The 14,194-nt window shown below is 44.2% G+C and carries 16 protein-coding genes; 5 read left to right on the forward strand and 11 right to left on the reverse strand.

Features of this window, described 5'->3' with window-relative positions; all coding sequences use genetic code 11:
• Positions 1-66 precede the first annotated feature (66 nt).
• Genes NOS7524_RS14955 through NOS7524_RS14970 form a run of 4 tightly spaced genes read left to right on the forward strand, consistent with a single transcriptional unit; the run spans position 67 to position 3,896 of the window.
• The gene (locus tag NOS7524_RS14955) at positions 67-1,296 is read left to right on the forward strand and encodes a glycosyltransferase (protein WP_015139312.1); all 1,230 of its coding nucleotides are present in this window, start codon (positions 67-69) and stop codon (positions 1,294-1,296) included.
• A 29-nt stretch (positions 1,297-1,325) separates the two neighbouring features.
• Positions 1,326-2,153, forward strand: a complete 828-nt coding sequence (locus NOS7524_RS14960) for a DUF4351 domain-containing protein (RefSeq protein ID WP_015139313.1) — start codon at positions 1,326-1,328, stop codon at positions 2,151-2,153.
• A 35-nt stretch (positions 2,154-2,188) separates the two neighbouring features.
• A complete protein-coding gene (locus NOS7524_RS14965; RefSeq protein WP_015139314.1) occupies positions 2,189-3,016 on the forward strand; it encodes a DUF4351 domain-containing protein in 828 nt (275 codons plus the stop codon).
• A gap of 34 nt (positions 3,017-3,050) precedes the next feature.
• Positions 3,051-3,896 (forward strand): DUF4351 domain-containing protein, encoded by an 846-nt coding sequence (locus tag NOS7524_RS14970; RefSeq protein WP_015139315.1) that lies wholly within the window; start codon positions 3,051-3,053, stop codon positions 3,894-3,896.
• Between the two features lie 17 nt (positions 3,897-3,913).
• Here the strand turns inward: NOS7524_RS14970 and NOS7524_RS14975 are convergent, their stop codons facing one another.
• The 11 genes from NOS7524_RS14975 to NOS7524_RS30060 form a co-directional block, all read right to left on the reverse strand.
• Positions 3,914-6,532 carry a chloride channel protein gene (locus NOS7524_RS14975; RefSeq protein WP_015139316.1) on the reverse strand — a complete coding sequence of 873 codons (2,619 nt, stop codon included), beginning with the start codon at positions 6,530-6,532 and terminating at the stop codon, positions 3,914-3,916.
• Positions 6,533-6,664: 132 nt separating this feature from the next.
• On the reverse strand, positions 6,665-7,972 hold the full coding sequence (locus tag NOS7524_RS14980; protein WP_015139317.1) for a TldD/PmbA family protein: 1,308 nt from the start codon (positions 7,970-7,972) through the stop codon (positions 6,665-6,667).
• A gap of 356 nt (positions 7,973-8,328) precedes the next feature.
• Complete coding sequence (locus NOS7524_RS14990; RefSeq protein ID WP_015139318.1) at positions 8,329-9,192, reverse strand: Tab2/Atab2 family RNA-binding protein; 864 nt, start codon at positions 9,190-9,192, stop codon at positions 8,329-8,331.
• 71 nt (positions 9,193-9,263) lie between these two features.
• Positions 9,264-10,643 carry an IS110 family transposase gene (locus NOS7524_RS14995; RefSeq protein ID WP_015139319.1) on the reverse strand — a complete coding sequence of 460 codons (1,380 nt, stop codon included), beginning with the start codon at positions 10,641-10,643 and terminating at the stop codon, positions 9,264-9,266.
• 310 nt (positions 10,644-10,953) lie between these two features.
• Complete coding sequence (locus NOS7524_RS15000) at positions 10,954-11,205, reverse strand: hypothetical protein (RefSeq protein WP_015139320.1); 252 nt, start codon at positions 11,203-11,205, stop codon at positions 10,954-10,956.
• Positions 11,198-11,857 carry a hypothetical protein gene (locus NOS7524_RS15005; protein ID WP_015139321.1) on the reverse strand — a complete coding sequence of 220 codons (660 nt, stop codon included), beginning with the start codon at positions 11,855-11,857 and terminating at the stop codon, positions 11,198-11,200. The genes NOS7524_RS15000 and NOS7524_RS15005 overlap by 8 nt, the downstream gene beginning before the upstream one ends.
• Positions 11,854-12,087, reverse strand: a complete 234-nt coding sequence (locus NOS7524_RS15010; protein ID WP_015139322.1) for a hypothetical protein — start codon at positions 12,085-12,087, stop codon at positions 11,854-11,856. The genes NOS7524_RS15005 and NOS7524_RS15010 overlap by 4 nt, the downstream gene beginning before the upstream one ends.
• A 118-nt stretch (positions 12,088-12,205) precedes the next feature.
• A complete protein-coding gene (locus tag NOS7524_RS15015) occupies positions 12,206-12,394 on the reverse strand; it encodes a hypothetical protein (protein ID WP_015139323.1) in 189 nt (62 codons plus the stop codon).
• Between the two features lie 427 nt (positions 12,395-12,821).
• On the reverse strand, positions 12,822-13,055 hold the full coding sequence (locus NOS7524_RS15020) for a hypothetical protein (RefSeq protein WP_015139324.1): 234 nt from the start codon (positions 13,053-13,055) through the stop codon (positions 12,822-12,824).
• Positions 13,052-13,234 carry a hypothetical protein gene (locus NOS7524_RS15025; protein WP_015139325.1) on the reverse strand — a complete coding sequence of 61 codons (183 nt, stop codon included), beginning with the start codon at positions 13,232-13,234 and terminating at the stop codon, positions 13,052-13,054. The genes NOS7524_RS15020 and NOS7524_RS15025 overlap by 4 nt, the downstream gene beginning before the upstream one ends.
• 272 nt (positions 13,235-13,506) lie before the next feature.
• Entirely contained in the window at positions 13,507-13,665 is a 159-nt protein-coding gene (locus tag NOS7524_RS30060) for a hypothetical protein (protein ID WP_015139326.1), read from the reverse strand.
• Positions 13,666-13,736: 71 nt separating this feature from the next.
• Here NOS7524_RS30060 and NOS7524_RS15030 point away from each other — a divergent pair, with 71 nt between their 5' ends.
• Positions 13,737-14,138 (forward strand): hypothetical protein, encoded by a 402-nt coding sequence (locus NOS7524_RS15030; protein WP_015139327.1) that lies wholly within the window; start codon positions 13,737-13,739, stop codon positions 14,136-14,138.
• The last annotated feature ends 56 nt before the right edge of the window (positions 14,139-14,194 follow it).

The following is a 14,194-nucleotide window of genomic DNA, read 5'->3' on the forward strand; positions in this document are numbered from 1 at the left end:
GGTGACAGAGGGAGCAGGGGAGAAAATCCCATGCCCAACGACTATTGACTATTGACTAGGAGCAACATGGGTGCATTTATCTTGGGAATAACATTATTATCTTTATTGATTTGGTTGGGATTGTTAACTTTGCGGGGGCAGTTTTGGCGGGTAGATCAGCAACTTGAGACGGTTGAACCTGTATTAAAATCCTTACCTACGGTGTGTGCAGTAGTTCCGGCGCGTAATGAGGCGGAATTGTTACCGATGACCATGCGATCGCTTTTACTGCAAGACTACCCTGGTGAGTTTCATATCTTCTTAGTAGATGATCATAGTACAGATGGTACAGCCGCCTTTGCTGAAGGTGTTGCCCACGCTGTAGATAGAGCCAAACAATTACAAATTATCCCTAGCGCATCCCTACCCCCTGGTTGGTCTGGTAAACTCTGGGCAGTTGAACAAGGCATTCAAAACGCTAAAACATTATCACCTGATTATTTTTTCCTCACTGATGCCGATATTGAACATGATGTCAATAATCTGCGGCGACTGGTTGCTAAAGCTGAACAAGAAAATTTAGATTTAGCTTCAGTCATGGTAAAACTCAGATGTCAAAGCTTCTGGGAAAAACTGTTAATCCCTGCATTCGTGTTTTTCTTTCAAAAACTCTACCCCTTTCGTTGGGTAAATAACCCCAAAAAGAAAACTGCGGCGGCGGCTGGAGGTTGTATTTTAATTCGCGCCACAGCCTTAGAACAAATCGGCGGTATCCAAGTCATCCGCCAAGCTTTAATTGATGACTGCGCTTTGGCTCAAGCTGTTAAGGGGACTGGGGATTGGCGATTGGGGATTGGCGACTGGAGACAAAGTAGAGTCACTCCCCCATCTCCCCCCACTCCCTCCCAAAAAATCTGGCTCGGCTTGAGTTCCCTAACGCGCAGCCTGCGTCCTTATCCATCTCTGCAAACAATTTGGGATATGGTGGCGCGGACTGCATACACGCAATTAAATTATTCTCCTTGGTTACTGTTGGGAACTGTGGCGGCGATGACTTTGATTTATTTGCTTCCGCCTGTGAGTTTTATCATAGGTGTATTGTTGAGTAATCAATTAATTGCACTCACAGGTTTATGCACATGGTTATTGATGACTTTGGCTTACTTCCCGACGATTCGTTTTTATAGATGTTCACCTATGTTTGCTTTTAGTTTACCTGCGATCGCATTTCTCTACACCCTGATGACAATAGATTCTGCATTACGTCATTGGCAAGGACGCGGCGGCGCGTGGAAAGGTAGAGTTTATCCAGGATAATCAATCAAAATCAGGTGTAATTTTGAGCAATGGCTGACTATGATAATCTGTGTAAAATCCTCGCCGAAACCTACCCCCGTGATTTTGCGCGGTGGCTATTAAATCAAGAACCACAAAAGATTAGTATCCTCAAAACCGAATTGAGTATCGAACCCATACGCGCTGATGCTGTGACATTTCTGCAAACAGACAATCGCCTTTTACACCTAGAATTTCAAACTACAATTAAATCCCGAACACCAATTGCTTTACGAATGCTTGATTACTACGTCAGATTAACTCGTAAATATCAAGTTCCAGTGACACAGGTAGTGATTTTCTTGCAAGAAACAAGGGACGAAATCGCTTTTACCACAGAATATATCAGCGAAGTCACCACCCACCGATATCAAGTCATCCGAATGTGGGAACAAGATTCAGCAATATTTTTAGGTAATTTGGCACTATTACCGTTAGCACCGTTGACACGAACAGATTCAGCCCAAGTGTTGTTATCCCAGGTAGCACAGGAAATTGCTAAAATTCCAGATATCGAGACGAGAAGAAATACAGCAGCTTACACAGAGATTTTAGCAGGGTTGAAGTTTGAAAAAGATTTGATTCATCAATTATTGAGCGAGGATATTATGCAAGAGTCAGTCATTTATCAGGATATTTTGCACAAGGGTGAACAAAAGGAAGCCTTGCGTTTTTTGCAGCGTCAGTTAACTCGGCGATTTGGAGAAATAGATTCATCAATAATTGAGCAGATGCGGGTTTTATCTACTGAACAGTTAGAAGTATTGGGAGAAGAGTTTTTAGATTTTGTTAATGTGTCTGATTTAGTAGCTTGGCTGGAGCAGAATATTAGCAATTGAAGATACTCAATCAAAATCAGGTGTAATTTTGAGCAATGGCTGACTATGATAATCTGTGTAAAATCCTGGTCGAAACATATCCCCGTGATTTTGCGCGGTGGCTATTAAATCAAGAACCGCAAAAGATTACCATCCTCAAAACCGAATTGAGTATCGAACCCATACGCGCTGATGCTGTGACATTTCTGCAAACAGAAAATCGCCTTTTACACCTAGAATTTCAAACTACAATTAAATCCCGAACACCAATTGCTTTACGAATGCTTGATTACTACGTCAGATTAACTCGTAAATATCAAGTTCCAGTGACACAGGTAGTGATTTTCTTGCAAGAAACAAGGGACGAAATCGCTTTTACCACAGAATATATCAGCGAAGTCACCACCCACCGATATCGAGTCATCCGAATGTGGGAACAAGATTCAGCAATATTTTTAGGCAATTTGGCACTATTACCGTTAGCACCGTTGACACGAACAGATTCAGCCCAAGTGTTGTTATCCCAAGTAGCACAGGAAATTGCTAAAATTCCAGATATCGAGACGAGAAGAAATACAGCAGCTTACACAGAGATTTTAGCAGGATTGAAGTTTGAAAAAGATTTGATTCGTCAATTACTGAGCGAGGATATTATGCAAGAGTCAGTCATTTATCAGGATATTTTGCACAAGGGAGAACAAAAAGAAGCCTTTCGTTTCTTACAGCGTTTATTAAGTCGGCGATTTGGGGAAATAGATTCATCAATAATTGAGCAGTTGCGGGTTTTATCTACTGAACAGTTAGAAGTATTGGGAGAAGAGTTTTTAGATTTTGCTAATGTGTCCGATTTAGTAGTTTGGTTGGAGCAGAATATTAGCAATTGAAGATACTCAATCAAATCAGGTGCAATTTTGAGCAATGGCTGACTATGATAATCTGTGTAAAATCCTCGCCGAAACTTATCCCCGTGATTTTGCGCGGTGGCTATTAAATCAAGAACCACAAAAGATTAGTATCCTCAAAACCGAATTGAGTATCGAACCCATACGCGCTGATGCTGTGACATTTCTGCAAACAGAAAATCGCCTTTTACACCTAGAATTTCAAACTACAATTAAATCCCGAACACCAATTGCTTTGCGAATGCTTGATTACTACGTCAGATTAACTCGTAAATATCAAGTTCCAGTGACACAGGTAGTGATTTTCTTGCAAGAAACAAGGGACGAAATCGCTTTTACCACAGAATATATCAGCGAAGTCACCACCCACCGATATCGAGTCATCCGAATGTGGGAACAAGATTCAGCAATATTTTTAGGCAATTTGGCACTATTACCGTTAGCACCGTTGACACGAACAGATTCAGCCCAAGTGTTGTTATCCCAGGTAGCACAGGAAATTGCTAAAATTCCAGATATCGAGACGAGAAGAAATACAGCAGCTTACACAGAGATTTTAGCAGGGTTGAAGTTTGAAAAAGATTTGATTCATCAATTATTGAGCGAGGAAATGATGCAAGAGTCAGTCATTTATCAGGATATTTTGCAAAAAGGTGAGAAACAAGGAGAAAAAAAAGGGGAACGAAAGGAAGCCTTGCGTTTCTTACAGCGTTTATTAAGTCGGCGATTTGGGGAAATAGATTCATCAATAATTGAGCAGTTGCGGATTTTATCTACTGAACAGTTAGAAGTATTGGGAGAAGAGTTTTTAGATTTTGCTAATGTGTCTGATTTAGTAGCTTGGCTGGAGCAGAATAGTTAGTCAATAAACATTCATGCCTAAGTGTCAATTGCCCCTCTGACTAAAATTACTGTACTATCCACACCGGAGGCGATCGCTTCTGGTATATTACCTTTGATGGCCTGTTGCAATAAGCCGTCACGGGAAGCACCCAAAACCACCACATCAAAGCCTTCATTTTCTACTAAGTTAATTACTCCCTCAGCTACAGAATCAGCTTGTACTGGGGTTGCAACCACTGTACTCGCCAATTGACGGCGACGCATCAATTGACGGATGGCTTGTTCAATCACTTGCATATCAGGCTTAAATTCTAATGGTTTAAACACCCGCGTCAAACAAATCTGCGGGTGTTCTCCCAAAGTGACTAAAGCTGGTAATAATTTAATGGCTAGTATGGCGTTGGGGCCTCCAGCCATTGGGACTAGCCAACGGTTGAATTGGGGACTGGGGACTGGGGACTGGGGACTGGGGACTGGGGGCTGGGGACTGCTACCTAGTTTTACTAGGACTACATCACAGGTGGCTTGACGGATGATGGTGTCTACAACATTGCCGAAAATTCTTCCGGGGGTGGAGGTGTTACCTTTCCAGCCCATGAGAATTAAGTCTATGTGGCGTTCGTTGATGGTTTCTAAAATGGCTTGGGCGGTGTCGTGGGCGACGCGAATTTGAGTGTGTAGGGGAATGTGCCATTTTTTGGCTAAGACTTCTGCTTGTCTGAGGAGGCGGCGACTTTTGGTGGTTCTGACTGGGGTTTCGGCGGGGGAACTGTGGCGGGACACTAGGATAACTTGGACGCATTCTATTTCATAATGGCGATCGCGGGCAATGGCGGCTGCCATTTGTAATAGTGTCTCTGCGGTTTCGGGGTTGGCTACAGGAACTAATAATCTACCTCTGCCAATACTAGGCGATCGCGTCTGGTAAACTACATAGGAAGGTTCTGGTTGTGGCCCTGGAATAGCGTTTTTACAGTTCAGATGATCTGCTTCAGCGCGGATAATGTCTGCACGGGTGATAATCCCAATCAATTTTCTCCCTTCAACTACTGGTAAGCGACTGAGTTCATATCTATCCAGTAAATACAAGACATTACTTAAATTGTGCAGAGGTGTTACCGTCATGGGATTGGCGGTCATAATCTCTTTTAAAGCAGTATCTTTTTGTAAGTGGCGATTTTGGATTTTTGTTAAATCTGATTGGGTAACAATTCCTACCAGTCTGTTATTGTCTACTACCGGAAAACCGCGATGATGGGATCTAGAAAAGGCTTGTGTGGCTTCCTCTAAAGTCATGTCTGCGTCGAGAGTTTCTACCCGTTGCTGCATGACATCTTTAGCTGTTAATTTGCTGACAACTCCTTCTACGGAAACTGTTTTACTCAAGGTGATGCCATTGAGTTGCAATAGTTTTTCATACAATGAACCAGGAAAGACTTTATCTGCAACTAAATAAGCCGTCACCGCCACAATCATCAAAGGTAGCACCAGATTAAAATCGGTGGTCATCTCAAAGACAATTACAATGGCGGTGATTGGGACTTTAGAAACGGCACAGAAAAATCCTCCCATCCCCGCTAAAGCATAGGTAATGGGAGAACCTTGATGTAAAACTTGCTGAGACAACACGCCTACCAAGTGACCCAAAACTGAACCTAAAATCAGACTGGGAGCAAATAACCCTCCAGGCGCGCCAGAACCAAAGGCTACTAAGGTGAGGATAAACTGAGAAATAAAAGCGATCGCGGCAATGGTAGGTTTGATATCACCAGTAATGATATACTCTCGTAAGCCAGTATAGTCGCGGAAAGATGCAGGTAAAAAAGACACAACTAATCCGGAAACTAAACCAGCCAACGCCATCCGCAAGGGTAAGCTGATGTGCAAACTGCGATAAAATTTGATACTAAAAATTAAGCCCCGGTTAAATAAAGCTCCCAGTATCCCCGCCAACACACCCAACAGCAAAAAAAAGGGAATTTCTGGCAAGTAGAATTGGCTGGAATAGTCCATCAATTGAATACTTAAATCAAAACTGCCACCACCCAACAGCCGCGACACCACCCCACCAATAAATGAGGCAATAATGGCAGTACCCAAGGTTAGCCCGGATAAATCTTGCAGTAATTCTTCAATAATAAATAGTACACCAGCAATGGGAGCATTAAACGCTGCTGCCAAGCCCGCACCTGCACCAGCCGCAATCATTTGCCGCCGATGATCAGGAGAAGTAGGTACTAAGCGACTCATACCCCCCGCCAATGCTGCCCCCACCTGCACTGTCGGCCCCTGCCTACCCAAAGTCATCCCTGAACCAAGGGTAATAATAGCAGTGAGTAGCTTCACTAATGCTACCCGCCAAGATAATTTCGTCGGAACATTTGCCAGAGTTGCCTTGACTTGAGGGATACCACTACCAGCCGCTTGGGGTGCTAACCTTTGTACCAACCAGCCAGCCAAAAACCCAAAACTTACCCCAACTAGAGGTAGTGCCACCCAAGCCGGTAAAACATGGGAACTCTGAACCCGTAACGCTCCCAGGGAACCCGAACCCACCTTCAAGCATACCGCCGATAAGGCAGCCACAACCCCGATAATACAAGCTTCTGCGATCGCTAAACCCTTTCTTGGCTGCAACCAGCTACGAAAGTGCATAAGAGTTAATAGGCAATAGGCAATAGAAAATAGGCAATAGGCAATAGGCAATAGGCAATAGGAAAAAATTCTCCCTCATCTTCCTCATCTCCCTCATCTCCCCCTGTAACCTGTAACCTGTAACCTGTAACCTCAATTCCTCCCCGTTGTCGATAGTCCTTCAACTATCAAAGAAGGAGTGTAACAAGAACCGTTCCAGTCAGCATCACTACCTAATTCTACTTCTTTGAGAGCAGTGTAGATGTTACCTGCCACCATCGTATCTTTAATACGTCCGATTACTTCACCTTTTCGGACGCGATAACCTAATTCAATGTTGATGGAAAAGTCGCCAGAAATACCACCACTGCCACCCAGCATCTGATCGACAATTAAGCCATCATCCATGTTTTGGATTAACTGTGCTAGTGAAACTGTACCAGGCTGAATGAGAAAATTAAATAAGCCGGGGGTGGGATAGCTACCTAAACTAGGACGGAAGCCATTGCCTGTTGTACCAGTATCTAGCTTACGTCCGGTGGTGCGATCGCAATAATAATGCTTTAAAATGCCGTTTTCAACAAACACTAAGGGTGTAGTTGGTGTACCTTCATCGTCAAAAGGGCAACTGTAAGGCCCTGCTAAGGGATCTTGATAAAGGGTAAGACTAGAAGCAATGACTGGTTTACCTATGCGTTCTGCCCAAGGGGAGGCTGACTCTAACACTCGCTTGCCATTTAAAGCGGCTTGGGCTGTTCCCCACAGCATATCAGCTGCTTTAGACGTGAATAAAATCGGTAGGCGGCCATTAGGGGAAGGGACATTTTCTTTAGCCCAAATCAATCTCTGTAAAATTTGCTGGGCTAATTTTTCTGGTTCGAGAATATCACGCTGAGTTTGACCATCGGAAACACTCAGAAAATCATCACCCCGTACCCACTCGGCTGACATATAACAGCTCAAAGTCGTATCGCTGTAATAGCAATCTAAACCTTGACTATTTACCAATCTTGTGGTTTCAACATCACATTCCCAGTCACTATTACAGAGAACATCTGGATAAGCATCGCGGATTATAGCGATCGCTTCTTTACCCCAATTAACCAACACTTCTATAGGTACAGCTTGACCTAAATCTGGGTAAGATGGCTGAGAATTGCTCACCAATTCTACTGGTTCGGCTAGATTTAGCCGACTCAAAGCGATTGCTTTTTCCACCATAACGTGAGGTTCCACAGCACCATAAGCTACCGTGAGTCCTGGACAACCATTGCACCATAGCCGCAGTGCTGTGCCTTCAGATTGACTGGTTTCTAGCTGCTTGAGTCGGTTAGCCTCAAAAAACACCGGACGAGAAAGCGATCGCGACTGATACACCTCAGCTGCTTCCGCTCCTGATTTGATGGCTAGTTCCAGTAGCTGTTCTGCTAGTGTATCCTGTGACAAATTTTCAGAACCCATGACTCTCGGTGAATTGTGGATTTTGGATTGTGAACCGCCGATCAACGCAGATCATTATCCCAAATCATTAGCTATTATCCGCGTAAATTAGCATTTGACTATTGGCAATGCAGACGGACGCAGATAATTATCCCAAATCATGGGTCTTTCTCATCATTTATTGCTGGGGAGTGGGGAGTGGGGAGTGGGGATTGGGGACTGGGGATTGGGGACTGGGGACTGGGGACTGGGGACTGGGGATTGGGGAGTGGGGATTGGGGACTGGGTAAAAACTTCTCCCTTGTCTCCCCTGCCTCCCCTGCCCCTCTGCTCCTCTGCTCCCCTGCCCTCTGCTCCTCTGCTCCTCTGCCCCTCTTCTAAGGCAAATTAACCTCTTGTAATAGCCAAAATCCAGCGAAAGCTTCCGCTTGGGGATCAGATTGCACACCTATAAAATGTACTCCGTTGGCATTTTGCTTGGCTGCTTCAAATCCTTGGGCTTCTGCTAATGTGGTGGAATTTTTGATATTGGCTAAAATCCAACTTTCCGCAGTACCTGTTTCTAAAACAAGTCTCGTTCCTTGACTTTGATCAACTCTCAAAAACGCCAACTCTAAACCCGACATCCACCCAGCTACAGGTAAGGCTCTGGGTGAAAAAATTAACACGCCAGGGATGCGGGTTTCGGGTGATAATTGCGCCAACTCTAGGGGAAAAGCTTCCCTAAAGCCAATATCCCACTCTGGCATTTCTGCTAATTCCGCCGCCGACAAGGAGACAAATACCCATTTTTGCCCTTCTAAAGCATCAGGTAATCTTTGAGGTAAGGGATTTTCTAGCCGCACCGAGGGATTTGCCCCTCCTTGATAGCCAGGTTCTTGAGGATACACCTCTATCATGCGTTGCTCTAGCCATTGATTGAGTACCAAAGTCCGACGACTAGACAGAGCCGGAATGCCCAAGTCTTGGCAAGCTTTGGTAATCATATTATTCATTTGGCGACGGAAAAAGCGAATTTTAATTGGTGCTTCCCCGGCTTTATCGATAGCTTCCTGTAAGGCTGTCCGTAACCAGCCTGAGTTTACCTGTGTACTAGGACAATATTGTGCATAGCGGAATAAAGAATCTAAGTTTGTGCGGATATCTAAGGGACTTTCACAGACTAAGACTTCCCAAACTTTTTTTTGATTTTCGTCCAAAATCGGACGGGAGTAAAAATCTATTTCCCAAATACTGCCCATGTTGTGCCGTAAAAATCTGGCGAGTTTATATTTTGCTTATACTTTCAGGGTAACTGAAAGTTTGAGACATTTTATAACCTTTCATTGGGGCGAAAGGTTTTACACAATTCATCAAACAGCAAATTGACGACTTTGCTCATTAATTTTTCTTGTATGTGCTTACCACCCAAAAGCTTTTCCCCTCGTTCACTGACGTTAGATTTAAGCGAATCGCGGTAATCAATTAATTCTTTGGTTAAATGGTTGCTGGGGAGTCTGCCAGTTTCTACAGCAGTTAACACATACTGCCACAAGCTGATCCGACAAAGTGAAGAACCGCTAGCTTTTTCAATTAGTCCATCACCTGACTGTTCTAAAACTGTTCCCATCCCTAGGCGCATTTTGAAGGTGTCGCGGCTGCGGTTGCGTTTGATGCGTTTGGTTTCCCCAGCGAGTCGTTTAACAATGGTTTCTCCATTTTTACGATCGCGCTCAGTCTTTTTGACTTCCCTAACCTCGTACTCAATGAGGGGCCGGCCATCAACCCCTAAAAATGACTCGAATGGGTAAATCCTGGTGAGTAATCGCGATCGCACTCGCAAGCCAAAACCAAATTGATCAAACACGTTCATGTAAGGCTTAAATGCTGAATCAGTCAGCATTTCACTAATTTTCACCTCTAGGTGCTGCTCATAAAGTGAAATATCACACATCCATTGAGCGTGTAATTTTAAAATTGGGTCAATCTCAATTCCATAGTCTTGAGCAATGGATTTTTGATAGCGATTATCCATCCTGGTTTTACCACCTGGGGAAATTTCACTACTACCAGCTAACCATCCCCATAACGGAGGGACAAATCCAGGCTTATAACTTGAGCTTTTAGACTGCGCCACCTCCGGGAATTGCCAAGCCAAAAGCTGACGGGCGTAATTCATGATTGGCGATTGAACACGGTTAAGGTGTTCGAGCTGTTGACACAAATCCCGTAGCTCATCAATTGGTTCTGGGCGGTGCATGAGAAAGTATCTCATGTTTAATTCCCCTGTTTCTAATCGATGGTCTGGGTCATGCCCATAAGCGGCCATAGCCAAAGCATCTGCGGGGTCACTTTTATTCGGTAGGTTTTTACCACCGCGATAACGCCGCAATTCAACGTGACCAACCCACAGAATTTTTACTTCTAGCTTTTTGAGAATAGAAGCCCATAACCTTGAGTAGTGATTTCCGGTCGGTTCTAGGATGGCATAATCAGGCTTAATTTCTGTTAGGTAATCTGCAAAATCAAAAGCTGATTTTTGCTTCTTCTTAGCATCTGGATTGGAATAAAAAGCAGGATATAAACTTGACAATTTATTTCTTGTTTTATTCCAATAGTTCTGCAATCCGCCTTTAGGATACTGTGTTAAAATGTGACAGGTTACGCTTGATTTACTAACATCAATTCCTAGAATTGTTAATTCATTTGTCATGGTTCTGCGTTACAAAAGTAGGTGTAGTTGAGGACTGGCATCCTTGGGATTACCCGAACTAGATAGCGCACGAATCACCCTAACGCCCCACACTTGAGGGGCGCGATTCAGGAGTAAACGCATTCGGGGAATTAGCGAGAGAAAAGCCGCGCATGAAAGCATGAACGCCATGATGGCGCAATTCACTCTGAACGCTGCATTCTCTCTTACTAACTGGCGAATTGATGTGGACTCAACCCGCGACTACGGCAAATTGCCGTAGTTTCGGCTACTGAGTCAGGTAGCCAATGGCTAGAGCCTCATCAGGCGGTTATTCTTCGTTCTCATCGTCATCGGGTAATGAGTTGATGATATCTATGAGTTTTTCGGAAGCTGGATCAAGGTGATTTTTGATTTCTATATCAATTCCAGTATTGGCATATTCCTCACGCATCATTATTCCTAAAGCTGCGTCGATTTTGGCTTTAATGTGGTGTAATGAATGCCAAAGTATGTAATAGTCCCAACTTGGATCAGGTTGGTGAATGTTGTTGTTAGTTATTTCTAAATTTTCACTACTCATAAACTTCGTCATCCTCAAAATCTTCGTCATCTGACCCAACAAGTGAATAGACATTATCAGGGTCAATGATGTTGAGAGCATCAACCATTGCCCGACCTGTTAACACATCAAAAACTGAGTAACCAGCCATTGCTTTGTTGACTTGGTTCATCTTCATGCGCTGCTCAAGTTCTGGAGTTCTCAAGCGCGGGTCGATATCCTCAATAGTGTTGATTGGTGGCGGTTCTTCATTCCCTTCAATCCAACGTTCGACTTGACCAGTCACAAATTCTGCCCAAGCTAGTTTGCTTGGTGGTTGGGGTGCAGTTTCAAAAAAATCAGCTAGTTCTTTACTTCGTTGAAAACCTTCCGGCCCACACTCTAAAGCCTCAACCCACTCATGGCTCATAGCAAAGCCACCTTTTTTCAAGGCTTCGGTGGCGACTTCTAGAGGATCTGCACCGCGATGAGTAGCAATAATTTGGGCTAGGGCATTGGCTTGTAAACTGCTGAGTCGTTCTAGGTCAATTATCCACAGGTTGGCTTTTCTGTCTTTGGATACCTCCATTGGGAAGGGGTCATGCACGGGAATCATGCCGTCAGGGAATAAGTTTAAGATTGGCTCATAAGGATTGCCGGGTTTGAGTTTTACCCAACTGTCGTGTTTATTCATGGTTTAAGGTGTTGTAGTTGTCGGGTGCTGGCTTCTGATAAAGCAGTGATAATAGCTTTGGCGTTTTCACCGTGAAATACTTGGTTATCTCCGTTTTGCCATGTGATCATGACCACGGGCTGATTGAAAACCTCTTCTTCTACTTGGACTTGTCGCATTTGGGCTAGATTTAACCAGCCGGCGGTGGGTAATTTGCAAGTGAACACTGTAGGAACTGATATGATTTGCATGAGCTATCTACGTCGCTGTGGATTGGCAATTTTTACAAGCGATGGCGTAACCGCCCGCCGGAGGCGATCGCACCAGGAGCATTACTGATTGCGATCGCTTCAAAAAAAATATCAGTAGCTAGAAACTGCCAACGGTATCGTTATCCGGGGACGTTGCCCCAGAGTCAAAAGGGATGTTATCAATCTCCGATACGGGTGATTTAACTGCGGTTACTTGTTTTTGAAGTTCGCGTAACTCCTGTCTAAGCTGCCTGATTTCCTGCTCAATTTTTTGGCTAGCATCTTCTCGGATTTTGCGCTCAACCATTTCCGCAAGACGTGAGATTGATTCTTCTACGTCATCTGTCTCGAAAACTTCAGCAAACAGTTCTAACCGCTTGCTTTCGTAGTTCCCCAGGTTGAGAACTCGTTGATAACTAATGGTTTTGATTTGCTTGAAGAAGGCAGGAGGCAGGAGGCAGAGGGCAGAAGGTTTTGTTTAGAAGGGGATTCCGACCCCTCCTAAACAAGAGCCACCAAATTGAAAATTTGGTGGGGGTCTTAAACCCTTGCTCCCTACCCTGCGGGAACCCCTTCGGGGAATGGTCGCGGCAGAGGACAGAGGCCAGTATTCCTTCTGCCTCCTGCCCTCTGCCCTCTGCCTTTCTTGATAATCTTTGTGCTAATTTTTACTTGGTAGATGATTCCTCGAATCAAGCGATCGCCTCCATGTTCCAGGTGATCGCTTTCGAGTTTTACTCCTGTGGCATAAATTTCTCTTTGGCCATCTGACGGAAGCTTTCACGCAATTCAACCGTCTCATGGAGTTTTTCGGGTAAGACTTGTAAAATGACCCCACACATGAAAGTGGCTCTTGTTACAGGCAACTCATACTCTAGGGCTAGGTATGCTACAAAATTGGCTGTAGTTTCAGCTAATAATTCATTGGCCTGTTGCTGATCATCAAAGTCGTATTCTCGAATTGTCATGATTGGGTAACTTCCTCTTGATGGTCAAACATGACTTCAAATTTCCCGCCACCCAGGCGCAGAATGCTCGCGTAAGCATCGGCATCGGTGCGCGTGCGAAGTCGAGCAACGCAGATATTGTTGCCGTTGGGCAAGTATTGGAAAATTGCCCACGGTCTAATTTCGTCGCGGTAAGACATCTATAAAAATCTCCTCAATTTTTAAAAAAGCCAGCACAAGCAACGAGCTAGTGCTGGTGGGGCTACTAACGTCGTTTATCCGGGCAACGGGTTTTAGGAATCGCCAGCAATACACCCTGCTGGCGAAATGCAATAACCAGTGAATATGGTGTTGTCAGTTAGTTTGATATGCGTCTAATTTGTCTCCTTTTCTAAACAGCAAGACTTTGGGCGCGGTGGTGAAGCGAGTGCGCCAGGATACTCATGACTAATTACCAATGACCAATAACTGATCACTGACAGGTGGCTTTTAACTGAGGGTGTTTCCGCACCGGGGCGTTAAGCAGTGGTGCGGGTGCTTGCTCCATATTTGCCCTCACAGGCACATTGGCAAGGGTGAGGGGGGAGCAAAAATAGTTTTCTATATGAGAAACTAATGTTATGTTAATCATATAGAAAACTTCCTGTCAATGGTTTTCTATATGAGATTTAGTTTTCTGTATGTAAAATAGGTTTACTGTGTATGAGTAAAAAGAATGGCGAGACCGAAAAAACTGCCGGAAGACGCAAAGAACGTGTCCCTATTTCTGAGTCAGAAAGACTGGGAACTATTCGACCTGAGAGCGAAAACGATGGGACTGAGCAGAGCGGATCTAGTAGCAAAGATAGCCAGAGGGGAGATACCGCTAGGACAGTTATCACCCACAGTGGAGAAAGCGATATTGGAAAAGTTTTAGAGCGCCTTGAGTTACTAGAAAATGGTTTTAAAGAATACGTTGGTTCTCATCGCCAGCGTCTTGAGGCGCGGTTAGACGAAAACAAGAGATTTGCAGATTCCTTTGATGAAGGAATGAAACTGATCAAGGCAGAACTTTATGAGATAGCTGCCGCTCAAAAACTAGAAAAACCTGAAGATTCTGAATAACCGTCCTACCTACGGGTAAGGGCGGTTTTGTTTATGAAATAACCGTGAAGATTGAA

The sequence above is a fragment of the Nostoc sp. PCC 7524 genome (assembly GCF_000316645.1).
Taxonomy (GTDB): domain Bacteria; phylum Cyanobacteriota; class Cyanobacteriia; order Cyanobacteriales; family Nostocaceae; genus Trichormus.

Coding starts and splice junctions, on each gene's coding strand:
- NOS7524_RS14955 (WP_015139312.1), top strand. CDS start 67: ATGGGTGCATTTATCTTGGGAATAACATTATTATCTTTATTGATTTGG.
- NOS7524_RS14960 (WP_015139313.1), top strand. CDS start 1,326: ATGGCTGACTATGATAATCTGTGTAAAATCCTCGCCGAAACCTACCCC.
- NOS7524_RS14965 (WP_015139314.1), top strand. CDS start 2,189: ATGGCTGACTATGATAATCTGTGTAAAATCCTGGTCGAAACATATCCC.
- NOS7524_RS14970 (WP_015139315.1), top strand. CDS start 3,051: ATGGCTGACTATGATAATCTGTGTAAAATCCTCGCCGAAACTTATCCC.
- NOS7524_RS14975 (WP_015139316.1), bottom strand. CDS start 6,532: ATGCACTTTCGTAGCTGGTTGCAGCCAAGAAAGGGTTTAGCGATCGCA.
- NOS7524_RS14980 (WP_015139317.1), bottom strand. CDS start 7,972: ATGGGTTCTGAAAATTTGTCACAGGATACACTAGCAGAACAGCTACTG.
- NOS7524_RS14990 (WP_015139318.1), bottom strand. CDS start 9,192: ATGGGCAGTATTTGGGAAATAGATTTTTACTCCCGTCCGATTTTGGAC.
- NOS7524_RS14995 (WP_015139319.1), bottom strand. CDS start 10,643: ATGACAAATGAATTAACAATTCTAGGAATTGATGTTAGTAAATCAAGC.
- NOS7524_RS15000 (WP_015139320.1), bottom strand. CDS start 11,205: ATGAGTAGTGAAAATTTAGAAATAACTAACAACAACATTCACCAACCT.
- NOS7524_RS15005 (WP_015139321.1), bottom strand. CDS start 11,857: ATGAATAAACACGACAGTTGGGTAAAACTCAAACCCGGCAATCCTTAT.
- NOS7524_RS15010 (WP_015139322.1), bottom strand. CDS start 12,087: ATGCAAATCATATCAGTTCCTACAGTGTTCACTTGCAAATTACCCACC.
- NOS7524_RS15015 (WP_015139323.1), bottom strand. CDS start 12,394: ATGGTTGAGCGCAAAATCCGAGAAGATGCTAGCCAAAAAATTGAGCAG.
- NOS7524_RS15020 (WP_015139324.1), bottom strand. CDS start 13,055: ATGACAATTCGAGAATACGACTTTGATGATCAGCAACAGGCCAATGAA.
- NOS7524_RS15025 (WP_015139325.1), bottom strand. CDS start 13,234: ATGTCTTACCGCGACGAAATTAGACCGTGGGCAATTTTCCAATACTTG.
- NOS7524_RS30060 (WP_015139326.1), bottom strand. CDS start 13,665: ATGATTAACATAACATTAGTTTCTCATATAGAAAACTATTTTTGCTCC.
- NOS7524_RS15030 (WP_015139327.1), top strand. CDS start 13,737: ATGAGTAAAAAGAATGGCGAGACCGAAAAAACTGCCGGAAGACGCAAA.